Origin of the sequence: Ancylobacter dichloromethanicus (assembly GCF_018390645.1) — a bacterium.
GTDB lineage: Bacteria > Pseudomonadota > Alphaproteobacteria > Rhizobiales > Xanthobacteraceae > Ancylobacter > Ancylobacter dichloromethanicus.
In genome coordinates this window covers 982,581-996,109 of record NZ_JAHBGC010000020.1, presented here as the reverse complement: position 1 = coordinate 996,109, position 13,529 = coordinate 982,581, and the positions used below count along the sequence as shown (strand labels likewise).

General features: G+C 66.1%; 14 protein-coding genes, 1 tRNA gene and 1 pseudogene. 5 read left to right on the top strand and 11 right to left on the bottom strand.

Annotation, left to right across the window (positions count from 1 at the left end):
- Positions 1-134: 134 nt before the first annotated feature.
- Positions 135-1,349, top strand: coding sequence for a GAF domain-containing protein (locus KHC23_RS13605; protein ID WP_213373145.1), 1,215 nt, complete (start codon positions 135-137; stop codon positions 1,347-1,349).
- On the opposite strand, the gene KHC23_RS24890 is transcribed toward KHC23_RS13605, so the two are convergent.
- From KHC23_RS24890 to KHC23_RS13570, 7 genes are all read right to left on the bottom strand, one after another.
- Positions 1,282-1,494 (bottom strand): YjiS-like domain-containing protein, encoded by a 213-nt coding sequence (locus tag KHC23_RS24890; RefSeq protein WP_213373144.1) that lies wholly within the window; start codon positions 1,492-1,494, stop codon positions 1,282-1,284. The two genes, KHC23_RS13605 and KHC23_RS24890, sit on opposite strands and share 68 nt — an antisense overlap.
- Before the next feature lie 76 nt (positions 1,495-1,570).
- A complete protein-coding gene (locus KHC23_RS13595; protein ID WP_213373143.1) occupies positions 1,571-1,999 on the bottom strand; it encodes a DoxX family protein in 429 nt (142 codons plus the stop codon).
- Between the two features lie 240 nt (positions 2,000-2,239).
- Positions 2,240-3,481, bottom strand: coding sequence for a cytochrome P450 (locus tag KHC23_RS13590; RefSeq protein WP_213373142.1), 1,242 nt, complete (start codon positions 3,479-3,481; stop codon positions 2,240-2,242).
- A 64-nt stretch (positions 3,482-3,545) separates the two neighbouring features.
- Entirely contained in the window at positions 3,546-4,337 is a 792-nt protein-coding gene (locus KHC23_RS13585) for a winged helix-turn-helix domain-containing protein (protein WP_213373141.1), read from the bottom strand.
- A 60-nt stretch (positions 4,338-4,397) separates the two neighbouring features.
- Positions 4,398-6,014, bottom strand: a complete 1,617-nt coding sequence (locus KHC23_RS13580; RefSeq protein ID WP_213373140.1) for a GMC family oxidoreductase — start codon at positions 6,012-6,014, stop codon at positions 4,398-4,400.
- Between the two features lie 418 nt (positions 6,015-6,432).
- Entirely contained in the window at positions 6,433-7,197 is a 765-nt protein-coding gene (locus KHC23_RS13575; RefSeq protein ID WP_213373254.1) for an alpha/beta fold hydrolase, read from the bottom strand.
- Between the two features lie 349 nt (positions 7,198-7,546).
- A complete protein-coding gene (locus tag KHC23_RS13570; RefSeq protein WP_213373139.1) occupies positions 7,547-7,972 on the bottom strand; it encodes a nuclear transport factor 2 family protein in 426 nt (141 codons plus the stop codon).
- 226 nt (positions 7,973-8,198) lie between these two features.
- Here KHC23_RS13570 and KHC23_RS13565 point away from each other — a divergent pair, with 226 nt between their 5' ends.
- The 3 genes from KHC23_RS13565 to KHC23_RS13555 are packed head-to-tail and all read left to right on the top strand — an operon-like array spanning position 8,199 to position 10,759.
- Entirely contained in the window at positions 8,199-8,693 is a 495-nt protein-coding gene (locus KHC23_RS13565) for a DUF305 domain-containing protein (RefSeq protein WP_213373138.1), read from the top strand.
- Between the two features lie 10 nt (positions 8,694-8,703).
- Entirely contained in the window at positions 8,704-10,161 is a 1,458-nt protein-coding gene (locus KHC23_RS13560; protein WP_213373137.1) for a YncE family protein, read from the top strand.
- A 31-nt stretch (positions 10,162-10,192) separates the two neighbouring features.
- The gene (locus tag KHC23_RS13555) at positions 10,193-10,759 is read left to right on the top strand and encodes a sigma-70 family RNA polymerase sigma factor (protein WP_246544539.1); all 567 of its coding nucleotides are present in this window, start codon (positions 10,193-10,195) and stop codon (positions 10,757-10,759) included.
- A 5-nt stretch (positions 10,760-10,764) separates the two neighbouring features.
- Here KHC23_RS13555 and KHC23_RS24885 read toward each other — a convergent pair.
- The 3 genes and pseudogenes from KHC23_RS24885 to KHC23_RS13540 all read right to left on the bottom strand — a co-directional run.
- Positions 10,765-11,490 (bottom strand): annotated as a pseudogene (locus KHC23_RS24885) (hypothetical protein); the annotation flags it as partial.
- 152 nt (positions 11,491-11,642) lie between these two features.
- Positions 11,643-11,792, bottom strand: coding sequence for a hypothetical protein (locus tag KHC23_RS24880; RefSeq protein WP_213373135.1), 150 nt, complete (start codon positions 11,790-11,792; stop codon positions 11,643-11,645).
- A 335-nt stretch (positions 11,793-12,127) separates the two neighbouring features.
- Positions 12,128-12,212, bottom strand: a tRNA-Leu gene (locus KHC23_RS13540).
- A 173-nt stretch (positions 12,213-12,385) separates the two neighbouring features.
- Between KHC23_RS13540 and lipB the strand changes: the two genes are divergently transcribed.
- Entirely contained in the window at positions 12,386-13,141 is a 756-nt protein-coding gene (gene lipB, locus KHC23_RS13535; RefSeq protein WP_213373134.1) for a lipoyl(octanoyl) transferase LipB, read from the top strand.
- On the opposite strand, the gene KHC23_RS13530 is transcribed toward lipB, so the two are convergent.
- Positions 13,138-13,431, bottom strand: coding sequence for an acylphosphatase (locus KHC23_RS13530; RefSeq protein ID WP_213373133.1), 294 nt, complete (start codon positions 13,429-13,431; stop codon positions 13,138-13,140). The two genes, lipB and KHC23_RS13530, sit on opposite strands and share 4 nt — an antisense overlap.
- Between the last annotated feature and the right edge of the window lie 98 nt (positions 13,432-13,529).

Sequence of the window (13,529 nt, the reverse complement as noted above, 5' to 3'; positions counted from 1 at the left end):
AGGCACACCGCAGGATATCGTTTCAATCAAATCCAGCAACTCTATCAATTTCTCCGTGCGCCTCCTATATTACCGGAATGGGAGCGCCCCCCCTTGCGGGGGCGGGGCACGAGCTCCGGGGCGCTAGGAAGACGATGGGAAAGACGGACAAGAACATACTGACCACGGCCGAGACCGCCAGGCTGCTCGGCGTGTCGGTTCGCACGGCGCAGTTGCTCATCGAGGGTGGTTCCGTGCCGTCGTGGAAGACGCCGGGTGGGCACCGCCGCGTCTACCGCGCGGACATCATGGAACTGATCGAACGACCTGCGCCCGGCTCGCCCCTCCCGTCCGCCACCGTCATCATCGTCGCGGGGCCCGAGCGGCTCGCGGGTTATGAGCGCCAATTCGCCGCTGTCCCCGAATGCACGGCCGAGGCCTTCGCCGGTGTCCACCAGGCGATGTTTGCCATCGGCTCGGCCCGCCCCCACGCTATCGTCGTCGATCTCGAGCCGCGCGATGCCGAGCGGCTGGCGCTGCTGCGCAGCCTTGCCGCCAACCCGTTGCTTGGTCATAGCCGGCTGCTCGCGGTCTCGGCTGCGGGCGCCGTCGTCGGCGCCGATCTGCCCGGCTGGGTCGTGCGGGTGGGGACTGCCGAACAGGCGGCCGCAGCGATACGTGCGTCGGTGGTCCCTGCCCATGCGCCATCCGCACCCGCTGATGCGCTGTTTCCCATCGCGCTCAACGAGAGCCAGAGGCTGGTCGCACTCGAGCGCTCGGGGCTGTTGGATACGCCTCCCGAGGAGGCGTTCGACCGCCTGACGTGGCTGGCGGCGCGCAACCTCGACGCGCCGATCGCGCTGCTGACCCTGCTCACGCCCACGCGGCAATGGTTCAAGTCGCGCTTCGGCCTGGACACGCCGGAGACCCCGCGAAGCTGGGCCTTCTGCAACCATACGATTCTGCAGAAGGGCGTATTTTCGGTGGAGGACCTCCCAAGCGATCCGCGTTTCGCCGACAATCCCGCTGTTGTCGGCGATCCGGGCTTCCGCTTCTACGCCGGAGCCCCCGTCCACGACAATGAAGGCTTTGTTGTCGGATCGCTGTGCATCATCGACCGTCGGCGCCGCAAGCTGGACGACGCCGAGACGCAGACCCTCCTTGCACTGGCCGCGCTGGCATCCGACGAGGTGCGGCTGCGCACCATCGAGCGCCAATTGCGGGACACGCTTCGCAAAGTGGAGCGGGAGGCGTCCGGGCGGGGTCGTACATCGCCGTCGAGCCCGCCGGGGAAGCGCTCGGCTAACGAGCCGCGTGAGGGTGATCGACCCATACCATCGCCGAAACAATCACGGCGACGATGGCAATGAAAATTAGCCGGCTTACTAATGACGGCGGAGAGGCCGGCTCGGAATCGAGCTGCCTTACATAATTGACGATTTCCCAGCGGTTGAGGCCGATGTCGCGCAACATCCGGTCGTCCATATCGTGGAGTGTGGCGACGTCGCGCGCCAAACGCGCTTTCGCCCGCCCGCCGAGCGGCCGACGCTTGCGTTTGCGGCATGGCCGGCCATGTGCTCGTTGCGCCAGTTCAGCGGGGATCGTCGGGCAGTTCCGCTTCTCGCCGCAAGGACAGAAGCGCCACCGCCAGCAGGCCGCCAATGAGGCCGATGTGCTCGACCGCCGTGTGAAAGGCGATGGTCCTGAAGGGCTCTTCGGTCATGGCCCAGAAATGGTGGACCAGGGGGACCGTCAGCCCGGTGAACGCGGCCAGCATGGCGGCGCCGAGCCACACCTGGCGGCCGCTGATAATGAGCAGCGACGCCGCCAGTTGCACGGCGATGGTGGCCATGTTGAAGCCGATGGCGGGCTCCAGGCCCGCCCGCGCCATTTCGGCAACCCCGTCATCGAAGTTGAGGGACTTGGATATCCCGCTCAACCAGAACGGCGCCGTGATCAAAAGGCGCGCGAGACATCTCAATGCCGGTCGATCAAGAATGCGCATGACCGTCTCGTTCATGTGTTCTTCCTTCGCGTGAGTTTTATCCAGCGGTCTCGACAAACCGCGCTGAACCGGCGCAGACCTCTTTGCCGGCCAGCCTGCCCGGTGCGGCCGGGCCGCCCCCGCCGCAAGGGCGCGAGACAGGTCTTTATCCGGCTGCGGACCGGCACTGAGGCAGCGGTACTTCAACCCTGGCGGGCGGACACTCTCGGCCTGTCGCGGCAACTTCGTATGAAGCTGACGATCATCCGAACCCCTTCACCCCGGAATCTTGACCACGAGTTCGGTATAGCCGTGGATGAAGGTAGAGGCCGATCTCACAGGGGGATGGCAGATCTCTATTCTCTCGAAACGCTTCAGAATTTCTTCCCAGAGAATCTTTATCTGCAGATCCGCCACGCGCGCGCCGACGCAGCGATGTATGCCGGCGCCGAAGGAAAGGTGCCGGCGGGCGTTCGGGCGGCTGAGGTCGAAACGCTCGGCGCGCTCGAAGACGCCCTCATCCCGATTGCCGGAGAGATACCAGAGGATGACCTTGTCGCCCTTCCCGATGGTCCGGTCGCCGAGGGTGACGTCGCGCATGGCGGTCCGGCGCATATGCGCGACCGGAGTCTGCCAGCGCAGTATCTCGGGTGTCAGGCCGGACATCAGTTCAGGGTGTTTGCGCAGCTTTGTCAGTTCCTCGGGGAAACGGTCGAAGGCGACGACGCTGCCGCTGATGGCGCTCCGGCTGGTGTCGTTTCCGCCGACGATCAACAGCAGGATATTGCCATGAAGCTCAGCGCGCGGCATGCCCCGCGTCTGCGCCCCGGACGCGAGCATGGAGATCAGGTCATCGCCGGATGGGTCATTTAACCGTTGTTCCCAGATCGCGTCGAACGCCGCGAAGCACTCCTGCATGACGCGCAGCTTGTCCGCGACGGTCGGGAAGGCGGGACTGCCGGGAAGCGCGACCGTCGCCTCCGACCATCGGATCAGATCGCGGCACCGCTCCTGTGGAAAGCCGAGCAGCAGGGCGAGAGTGCGGGCCGTGAGTTCGATGGAGACCCGGTCGACCCAGTCGAACGCCTCGCCAATCGGCAGTTGATCGAGGATTTCCTCCGACCAGAGCCGAAGCCGGCGGGCCAGAAGGCGAAGGCGATCGGGCGAGAAGGCCGGCGCAACCACTTTGCGTTGGTCCGCATGCCGCGGCGGGTCCATCGCAATGAACGATGGAAAGAACTGCGGCTCGGCAGGATCGGACGTGATCGTTATGCCGCCATTGAGGTGGTCGGACGAAAACGTCTCCGGGTCGAGCTCGATGGCTTCGATGTCGCGGTGCTGCGTGATCGACCAATAGGCGCCGTACAGTCCATTGGCGCAGTAATGCACGGGTGCCTCCCGGCGGAGGCGCTCGAAATAGCGCGGCGCGAAGCCCAGCTTGAACAGTTCGGGCTGCGCCACATCTATCGCGTCGATCGGCAGGGTCCGGAGGTCGGTCTCGAAAGTCGTGGCGTTCATGGTCTCACTCTCATTTCGCCCCGGGTGCGATGGCGTTTCTTTCGGAATGGTCGCTGGGCTCTCGTCAGAACAGCGGGTCGACGTCGGCATCGAGGACATAGCCGATGCCTCGGTGGGTCTTGATCATCTGCGGCGGCGAGAGCGGGGACTGCAGCTTCCGCCTCAACCGGAGGATCTGGCCGTCAATGCTTCGGTCAGATATGTCGTCGTGCGGCCGGCTGGCACGCAGGAGCTGCACCCTGGAGAGGGCGCGGCGCGGTGACTCCAGGAACGCGTTGAGCAGAGCGAATTCGTTCCGGCTGAGTTTGACGATCTGCCCGGAGGGGTCCTTCAGGGTGTGTATCCGGTGCCGCAATTCCCAGCCCATGAAGCGCCACCCGGCGCGCGGGTATTCCAGGGGGAGCGGGTGGGTCGCGCCCTGGCGCCGCGAGCTCTGGCGCCGCGAGCCCTGGCGCCGAAGGATGGCGCGTGCGCGCGCAACAAGTTCGCGCGGGTCCAGCGGTTCTTTCAGAAAGTCATCGGCGCCGAGCTCAAGCCCGGTGACACAGTCAACGTCATCGGAGCCCGCGCGCGCGATCATGATGACGGAGATGTCGGTTTCCATGCGGATCCGGCGCAGCCTCTCGGGACCGTCCAACTGAACGTCCAGCACCAGGAGGTTCCAGCCTTCGGCCTGCAGCCGGGAGGTTGCGGGCATGTCGCTGAGGCCGACGGCACCGCAATCATGCGCGCAAAGACAGGTGGTGATGCGCTCGCGCAAATCACCATTGCTGGTAACGACCAGCACGTTCAGCGCAGGAGCAGACGCGCCGGACGGCGTTGCCGCCGCCCAGTCGGTGGAAGTCGGGTGATACATGGGCGCTCCCATAATGGGCGCCGGGACTGTCGCCTCTCGGACGGTCCCGGCGCGGAGATGTCAGAGGCCGTAGGTCTGGCGGATCATCCCGGCGGCCCGCTCGCCGATCACGGCGCAGGGGGCCTGCGTGTTTCCGGTGGTGACGCGGGGCATGATGGAGGCGTCGGCGATACGCAGGCCCTCGATCCTGTAGACATTGAGAGACGCGTCCACGACCGACATCGCGTCGCGACCCATCTTCGCGGTGCAGCTCTGGTGCCAGTAGGTGACGGCGGATTCGCGCACGAACTGCTTCATCGCCTCGCCCTTGAGCGGGCCAGGCAGCGCTTCTCCGGTCACCAGGGGCCTGAATGCCTGGGCATTTCCAAGCTCGCGGCACAATTCGACGCACGCGAGTGCCGCTTCCATGTCGCGAGGATCGGACAACGTGTTCGCGTCGATTTCGATCGCGGACAGGGGGTCGGAACCGGTGAGGCGAAGCCGGCCACGGCTGGACGGCCGCGCCAGCCCGGCAAACATCGTCCACCCCTGCGCGGGAACAGCCCGTGCCGCCGTTCGCTCGCTCGGCACCGGGAATTCGACCTGGCAGAACAGCAGGTCGGGCGATTCAAGATCCGGGCGCGTCTTCCAGTACAGTTTCGCCTCGCTTCCGTTATTGCGGGGCGCGATGGCGTCGCGGTACTCCCAGATGCAGCAGAATGCCGTGTGATCCTGGAGATTTGCGCCGACGCCGGGCAGATGCTGGATGACGGGAATGCCATATCGACCCAGTTCGGGTGCATCGCCGATACCGGAATACATCAGCACTTTCGGCGTATGTATCGCACCGAGCGAAAGGATCACTTCCGCGCTGGCGCAGATTCGCGAAATCTGACCGTCGCGAACCACCTCGATGCCGACGGCGCGCCGGCCTTCAAAAAGCACGCGACGTACCGTGGTTCCGGTGAGCACCGTCAGGTTTGGGCGGTCCATCCAGGGCCGCGCATAGGCGCGGAAAAGTGAGTGGCGTCGCCCGTCCCGCACCAGCATGTCGGAGAGGGCGACGCCTCCAGCGCCTTCCATCATCGCGCCATTGGGATGATCGAAGCGCGGGATGCCAATTTCGGTCGCGGCATCGAGCAGGGCGAGGGCGACCGGGCTGGGATCGCGCGCCGGCTGCACCCATACCGGGCCTGATGTGCCGCGATAGTGCGGATCGGGCTTGCCCTGCCAGTTCTCGATCCGACGATAGATATCGAGCACCGACGGGTAGCCCCAGGCGGGATCGCCGCTTTCCTCGGCGAAGAAGTCCCAGTCGCTGCGGTGCCCGCGCGCCCACACCATCACATTGATGCTGGAGCCACCTCCCAGACCCTTGCCCATCGACATCGACAAGGTCCGGCCGTCGAGATGCGGATTGGGCGTCGTCTGGAAGCCCCAGTCGCGCTCGCTGCCGAGATTGAGCGGCCAGAGCGACGGGTCGAGCACCGCCTTCGCTTCATCGTCTCCGCCCGCCTCGACGAGGAGCACGTCCACGTCGGGGTTCTCGGCCAGGCGCCTCGCCACGACCGAACCGGAAGAGCCGGCGCCGCAGACGATGAAATTATACTGCGCCGGAGGTCGCTCCCTCAGCCTGCTCTGGTTCTCAGCGGCCCGTCTGGCAAAATCCGGCGCGTCGACGTTGTCCATCTCGGTCATGTCGTAAACTCCTTCGAATGGCATCGAACTATCAAATTTATCAATTTCATCAAATTAGCCTTTGTGCTAGTTCAGCGTGATCGGCTGCGATGGGAGACGAGAAGGCATCGGTGCCGCGATCTTCGGGGCTCGCTCGCACACGCGTCCGGCCGCGTGCGACCATGGTCCGGCGTGTGGCCATGTGCGGACCATGCCGGCATGGGGGTCGAATTGTCGGCCGCTCGCGCGCGGGCTTCGCCGGCTGATGCCGTCGGCGGGGGCGGCCTGCTTCAGGCCGATGGATCATCGGGCCGGAGGCGCCGTTGATCGCTGCGATAGAAGCCAAACTGCCTTCAACGGTTGCGCGTTGATCTGTCTCTTCGCCGAATGTGCTGCCCCCGGGATCGCCGGGGGCAGCAGGCTCTCGCGCGGCAGGCTTTCACTTGGCGGATGCTTGGGAGGCTTTCTCGATCAGATCCGCCACCGCCTGAGGCTGCGACATGAACACCGCATGGCTGCCCTCGACCTCAACCGTGGAACTGCCGGCGCGATTGGCCATCATACGCATCAGTTCCGGGTTGATGGCGCGGTCGTCGGTCGCGATAAGCGCCCAGCTCTTCTTGGTTTTCCACGCCGGCTGCTTGATCTTGGTGTCGAAGGCCACCTTGGACGGGAAAACCTGCGAATTCGCCATGAACTTGGCCTCGGCCGCGGGCACGTCGGCCGCGAAGTCGGCGGCGTAGACCGCAGGATCGAGATAGAGGAACCCGTCGGCCGTCGCCTTAATGCCAGTGGTTGCGGGAGGCGTCTGGCCGGCGAGGTTCAGAAGGGTCTCGCCGGCATCCGGCTGGAAGGCGGAAATATAGACCAGGCCGGCAACGTTTTCGGCGTTGCCGGCCTCGGTGATGATCATCCCGCCATAGCTGTGACCGACGAGGACCGAAGGGCCGTCCTGCAGGTCCAGGATGCGCCTTGCTGCGGTAACGTCAGCCTCGAGAGTCGTCATCGGGGGCTGCACGATCGTGACATTGAAACCCTTGGCGATAAGCAGGTCGTGAACCTTGCGCCAGCCCGAGCCGTCGGCCAGGGCGCCATGAACGATGACGACGTTCTTGACCGGATCGGCGGCACGGGCGGGCACCACGGCGGCCAGGGCGAACAGCACGGTGCCGGCAAGCGAAAGCGAGAGCTGGGAGAGTGCCATGACATGGTTCCTTTGTATGGGTTGGGTGGTTTTCAGCGCAGGTCCGTAGGGTGGCGTCTTGGCCGCGATGGGTGACGCTTCTCGTTTCGCTAGCCGCGCCAACGCAACGCGGTATTCGGGCCAAAGCCTTCCCTCTGCCGGGCTGGGGCAAGACCAGCGGCATGGTTCCGGGGATGGTGGATTGGATGAAGCGAGCGCTGTCGCCTCAGCCGTCTACGTATTCGGGTTTGCAGCTATCAATCGTCGCGGCGACGCCGCGCGTAGAGATGTCGAGACGTCTCCGAGAGGAATCGATTGATACAAATCCGCGCCGAGCCGCTCGATTGCTGCCGTTGCGCGATCGACCCGCTCAGTACGTGGCGGCCGGATTGACCTGCCAGATCTCGTCGACCAGCTTGCCGTCGCGATAGAGCAGCACGTAGCGCACCTTGACCGCGTTCTTGCCGGAGAACGTGACGTCGGCCGTCACTGTGCCGCCCTTGGGATTGGCCGCCTCCACCGCCGTGGCGATGGTCGCCTTCTGGGCACCCTGGGCGGCGAAGAATTTCGACCAGACCTCCTTGATCTTGCCCGGCTGGCTATAGGTGCCGTCGAGCGGGCCGCCGACCCAGTGCAGGGTTGCGGCGGGGCCGTAAGCGGCGGTGACAGTGGCGAGGTTGCCGCCGGCAATGGCGGCGATGCGCGACTTGGCGAGGTCCTCAGTAGGTCCCGCCAGCGCGGCCGAGCCGGAAGCGGCGACGAGGACGAGGGTAGCGGCGAGGGTTGAAAGGCGCATGTGTTCACATCTCCAAATGTGGCCTGCACACGGGAGACTCGCGCCGCGCCGATTTATTCCGCCCGCTGGGGCTTACCTACCGAACTGCTCGTCACACGGCACTGGCGTTGGGGGGCAAGCGATGGGCCGGAGCACACCGGATAAAATTCGTGCCGCACCGGAATAATCACACCGGTTCCGAGTCGAACCTCTCGAAGGCGCCGGATGCGCCCGAAGGAGAGAGCCCATGCGACAACGACATCTGTCTTGTGTCAGCGTGCTTCTCGCGCTCTGCCTCGCCGGGAGCGCGGCCGAGGCCGGCGACCACGACCATGGAGCCGGTAGCGCTTCCACGACCAGCGACAACGCTTCGTTCCTCACCGAGAATGCCGCCGCCATGGACAGGATGATGGCGGACATGGAGGTGAAGCCTACGGGCGATATCGACGCCGACTTCACGGCGATGATGATCCCGCACCATCAGGGCGCGATCGACATGGCGGTGGCCTATCTGCGCTACGGCCAGAACCCGCAGTTGCGCCGCCTCGCACAGGAGATCGTCATCGAGCAGCAGCAGGAGATCGCGGCGATGCGGCTCGCCCTCGGCCAGCCCCTGCCGCCTTCCGTGCCGGCGCCGACCCAGCCCGACGCCGGCGCTGTCCACGACCATTCCGCCATGTCCCACGGCACGATGTCCGCCGGCACCAGCACGGTGCCGGGCATGTCGATGCCGACCAAGTAGGAGCCGACCGATGAAAAGCCCCTTTCTGGCCGGCCTGCTCGCCGGCGGCCTGGTCGCCTGCGCGGCGCCCGCCTTTGCCGGGCAGGCGCCGTTCGCCGCCTCCGCCCCTGACATCGCGCTGAGCAGCCGCGATCGGGTCTATGCCGCCGAGCAGTTTTCCAACACTGTTTCCGTCACCGATCCCGCCGCCAACAGGCTGGTCGGCGTCATCCGGCTGGGCGAGCCGCAGCCGGCCAATTTCAGCCCGCTCTACAAGGGGCAGGTGCTGGTGCACGGCATGGGCTTCTCGCCCGACGCCAAGACCCTCGCCGTGGTGTCGATCGGCTCGAACGCGGTGACTTTCATCGACACCGCGACCAACGCGGTGAAGCACACCACCTATGTCGGCCGCTCGCCGCACGAGGCGTTCTTCACGCCGGATGGCAAGGAGGTCTGGGTGACGGTGCGCGGCGAGGACTATGTCGCCGTGCTGGACGCGGCGACCTATGAGGAAAAGACCCGCATCAAGGTGCCGAACGGCCCGGGCATGCAGATCTTCTCGCCCGACGGCGAATACGGTTACGTCTGTTCGTCCTTCATGCCGGAAACCGTGGTGATTTCGGTTGCCGACCACAAGATCGTCGGCCATGTGAAGCAGGCGAGCCCGTTCTGCCCGAACATCGCCGCGACGCCGGACGGCAAGCAGGTCTGGCTTACGCTGAAGGACATCGGCAAGGTGCAGGTGTTCGACGCCCGGCCGCCCTTCGACGTGATCAAAATGATCGACACCGGCCCCCTCACCAACCACGTCAACTTCGCCCACAACGCCAACGGCACCTTCGCCTATGTGACGATCGGCGGGCTCAACGAGGTCAAGGTGTTCCGCACCGACGACTTCTCGCAGGTGGCGACCATCCCGGTCGGCAAGCTGCCGCACGGCCTCTGGCCCTCGGGCGACGGTTCGCGGGTCTATGTCGGGCTGGAGAACGCCGATGCGCTGGCGGCGATCGACACGCTGACCAACAAGGTGATTGCCACCATTCCCGTCGGCCAGGCGCCGCAGGCGGTCAACTATGTGCCGGGCGCGGTGCCGGAGGGTGACGGTACGCAGAACCTCCAGCCGCTCGGCCTCGCCGGAGAGGCGATCCATCTCAGCCTGTCTAGGGATGGGAAGGCCACGGACACGGCCTCGACCAGCGTTTCGCTGTTCGACCAGGGTCTGATCCAGATCCTTCAGGCCTCGGTGACGGGTCTCCAGCCGAAGACGCCCTATGTGCTGGCGCTGGCCAGTGAGCCGGACGGCAAGGGCACGCTGGAGCCTCTCTCCGCCTTCATGACCAATCCGGCCGGATCGGCCATCGTCAACGCCACGGGTCCGATCCGCCAGATCGTGCGGAACGGGGCCAGGGCCCAGCGCCGCTATCTCGTCATCGCCGAGGGTACCGCGACGCAGCATGGCGCCGTGGTGCAGCGCCAGATGCTGGATTGATGGCCCATCGCCCCCGCCAGGAGAGTAGCTCATGGGGGAGGCTCGCCTCTCCTCGAAAGGAGACACCGTGAATTACGAGATGGTGCGCCTTATCGAGCCGCAGATACCGGCATTGCGGCGTTATGCGCGCGCGCTGATGCGCGAGCGGGCGGCGGCGGACGATCTGGTGCAGGATTGTCTGGAGCGTGCCATTAGCCGCTGGCACCAGCGGCGGCAGGGTGACGACTCACGGGCCTGGATGTTCACCATCCTGCACAATCTCGCCATGACACGGCTGCGCCGGGCTTCGCAGCGCCCCATCCATATCGCGCTCGACGACGCCGATGCCGCGAATTTTGCCTCCGCCGCGCGGCAGGAGGACGGGCTGCGCCATCGAGACCTCGTCAACGCGCTGGCGCAGTTGCCGGATGAGCAGCGGACCGTGCTTCTGCTGGTCACGGTCGAGGAACTTTCCTATGCCGATGCGGCGCAGGTGCTGGGCGTGCCGATCGGCACGGTCATGTCGCGCCTGTCGCGTGCCCGCGAACGACTTGCGAAGCTGATGGCCGCCGAACCGCGGACGGCCCGCCAGTCGCCCCATCTCCGGAGCGTGAAATGATGCCTCTTCCGATCACCGAAGACGACCTGAACGGTTTCGTGGACGGCACGCTCGATCCCAACCGCCACGTCGAGGTGAGCGCCTATCTCGACGCACATCCGCACGTTGCCCGCCGCATCGCCGTCTATGGCGAGCATCGCGACATGCTGCGTGACGCCTTCGCGCCGGTGATCGATGAGCCGGTGCCGACGGAACTCGACCTGTCGCGCATGATCGCGGAACGCCGTCTGCCCCGGCAGGCGCCGCGCTGGGCGATGGCCGCGGCGGCGGTGCTGCTGTTGTCGGTGGGAGTCGCCGGCGGCTGGTCGCTGCGCGGCATGGATTCCCCGACGTCTGAAGGTGTCCAGGCGCTCGCCCGCGAGGCGGCGGCGAGCTATGCGACCTATGTGCCCGATCAGGTGCGCCCGGTCGAGATCCGCGCGACCGATCGCGACGTGCTCGCTGCCTGGACCACCAAGCGCGTCGGGCGGCCGGTCGGTATTCCGGACCTGACGGCGGCGGGCTATCGCCTTATGGGCGGGCGGGTGGTGCCGACCGAGCACGGTCCCGCCGCTCTGTTCATGTATGACGACGATCGCGGAACGCGCCTCGTGATGCTGGCGCGCCCGATGAAGGCCGAGCCGGCCCTGCCGATGTCGCTTCACGCCGAAGGCGCACTTAATAGTTTCGCCTGGGCCGATCACGGCCTCGGCTACAGCCTCGTCGGCGCGGTGACCCCGGACCGGCTGCATCCGCTGGCGGATGAGGTGCGCCGCCAGATACGTAGCGAGGCTTGAGCGGGAAGCGATCGCGCTTGTTGCCTGCTCAAGAGTGCTGCCGGCCGGCATGGCCGCGCTGGTAGTTACCCGCCTTCGGCCGAGCCTCGCCGGCCCGTTCGGCATCTTCACCAGCCTCGGCTTGCGCGGCCGGTGAAGCTGAGGACTGGGCCGTGCTGCGCGGGCCGGTCATCCACCCGCGGAACTCCGCGCGGCAGCGGGAAGTCGGGCGCCGTCCGCGCCGTCTGGCGCTCGCTCAGCGAGAACAAATCACCCATCACGGCCTCCTTCCCGGAGACGGTGAATCACGGCGCAATTGTGAATTGACCGGCCCTGAGCCCGGGCCCGCGCCGCCGGCGGGCGCAAGCCAGCGCATGGCGTTCGAAAGATCACGGCGACACGCGCGGCCAATGCCGGCGCGACCGAGGCACAATCGAAGGCCATTTTGGGATGGACGGAGGAGGCTACGGCATCTCTCACCACCCGGGACGCCAATGGCAACCGGTGCGATGAACCGATTTGCGAAATATGCCGGACCACCCGTTCCCGCAGCCCGTGTCCCGGTGCGGGCTTAAAAAACTAGTCCAAACACAACAACGCGCATTCAGAAAAATGGTGCGGTCGAGAGGACTCGAACCTCCACGGTGTTACCCACTGCCACCTCAAGGCAGCGCGTCTACCAATTCCGCCACGACCGCATCGCCGGCGCTTGGGCTGCTTTGTCAGCGGCCGGCGCGAGCGGGGCATCGTCTAGCAGATGGAGTAGGGGTCCACAAGAGCCGCGTCGGCTGGCGCGGGCCTGTGGACAGCTCCGCTCACGCGGCATGGCGGAGGAGGCGACAGGAGCGGGGCCAGCGACTATGTATCGGGGATGGAAGAGACCGCGCCATCACCATCACAAGCACACGCCGGAGCCGTCGCCCGCGACGCGTTGCGTCCGTTGCTTCTGCCGAAGACCGGCAGCGCACCGGTGCGCTGGCGGACGTCAGCACTGCCCGTTCCTTATCCCGAGGCGCTGGCCGAGATGGATCGACGTGCCGAGGACATCGCCACCGGGCGGGCGGATGAACTGGTCTGGCTGCTGGAGCACCCCCCGCTCTACACCGCCGGCACCAGCGCACATGCGGGCGACCTCGTGGACCCGGAGCGCTTTCCGATCTTCCAGACCGGGCGGGGAGGGCAGTTTACCTATCACGGCCCCGGCCAGCGCGTGGCCTATGTGATGCTCGACCTCAAGCGGCGCGAGCCGGATGTGCGCCGCTTCGTCGCCGCGCTGGAGGAATGGCTGATCCAGGCACTCGATTCATTCAATGTGCGCGGCGAGCGGCGCGAGGACCGCGTCGGCGTCTGGGTGCGCCGTCCGGAAAAGGCGGGGACGGGCGAGGACAAGATCGCCGCCATCGGCATCCGGGTACGGCGTTGGGTGACGCTGCACGGCGTGTCGCTCAATGTGGAGCCGGACCTCTCCCATTTCGACGGCATCGTGCCCTGCGGCGTGCGCGAGCACGGCGTCACCAGTCTGGTCGATCTCGGCCTGCCGGTGATGATGGAGGACGCCGACCTCGCCTTGCGCCGCGCCTTCGAGTCCGTGTTCGGGCCGACGGTGCTCGATCCGGCCTCCGGCTAGGCGCTCGGTCGGATGGCGAAGTCGCCGAGCGCTTCCGCGGCCGGCGCGGTTTCTTCGTGCAACGCGACCTCGGAGACATTCGCCGCTGGCGGACCGTTTCGACAGGTCGCGACGAAATCCTCCAGCGCCGGCGCCGGGGCGAAGACAAGCGCTTCCACGCTGCCCTCGCGCCGGTTGCGCACCCAGCCCCGCAGGCCGCGCCGCTCGGCCTCGCGGGCCAGCCAGGCGCGGTAGCCGACGCCCTGCACCCGCCCGCGAATGAAGAGACGGGTTGCCGTGACATGGCTCATGTCGAATCTCCTGCAACAAATCCTCGGTAGCGTGAAACCACAGGCGGCTTGGGGAATTGTCCCATGACCGACTCTTCATTAACACCAGCTCGTTTATG

What these genes read in the sequence shown, in the direction of transcription:
- KHC23_RS13605 (WP_213373145.1), top strand. Translation starts at nt 135, where the DNA reads ATGGGAAAGACGGACAAGAACATACTGACCACGGCCGAGACCGCCAGG.
- KHC23_RS13595 (WP_213373143.1), bottom strand. Translation starts at nt 1,999, where the DNA reads ATGAACGAGACGGTCATGCGCATTCTTGATCGACCGGCATTGAGATGT.
- KHC23_RS13590 (WP_213373142.1), bottom strand. Translation starts at nt 3,481, where the DNA reads ATGAACGCCACGACTTTCGAGACCGACCTCCGGACCCTGCCGATCGAC.
- KHC23_RS13585 (WP_213373141.1), bottom strand. Translation starts at nt 4,337, where the DNA reads ATGTATCACCCGACTTCCACCGACTGGGCGGCGGCAACGCCGTCCGGC.
- KHC23_RS13580 (WP_213373140.1), bottom strand. Translation starts at nt 6,014, where the DNA reads ATGACCGAGATGGACAACGTCGACGCGCCGGATTTTGCCAGACGGGCC.
- KHC23_RS13575 (WP_213373254.1), bottom strand. Translation starts at nt 7,197, where the DNA reads ATGGCACTCTCCCAGCTCTCGCTTTCGCTTGCCGGCACCGTGCTGTTC.
- KHC23_RS13570 (WP_213373139.1), bottom strand. Translation starts at nt 7,972, where the DNA reads ATGCGCCTTTCAACCCTCGCCGCTACCCTCGTCCTCGTCGCCGCTTCC.
- KHC23_RS13565 (WP_213373138.1), top strand. Translation starts at nt 8,199, where the DNA reads ATGCGACAACGACATCTGTCTTGTGTCAGCGTGCTTCTCGCGCTCTGC.
- KHC23_RS13560 (WP_213373137.1), top strand. Translation starts at nt 8,704, where the DNA reads ATGAAAAGCCCCTTTCTGGCCGGCCTGCTCGCCGGCGGCCTGGTCGCC.
- KHC23_RS13555 (WP_246544539.1), top strand. Translation starts at nt 10,193, where the DNA reads ATGGGGGAGGCTCGCCTCTCCTCGAAAGGAGACACCGTGAATTACGAG.
- KHC23_RS24880 (WP_213373135.1), bottom strand. Translation starts at nt 11,792, where the DNA reads ATGGGTGATTTGTTCTCGCTGAGCGAGCGCCAGACGGCGCGGACGGCG.
- lipB (WP_213373134.1), top strand. Translation starts at nt 12,386, where the DNA reads ATGGAAGAGACCGCGCCATCACCATCACAAGCACACGCCGGAGCCGTC.
- KHC23_RS13530 (WP_213373133.1), bottom strand. Translation starts at nt 13,431, where the DNA reads ATGAGCCATGTCACGGCAACCCGTCTCTTCATTCGCGGGCGGGTGCAG.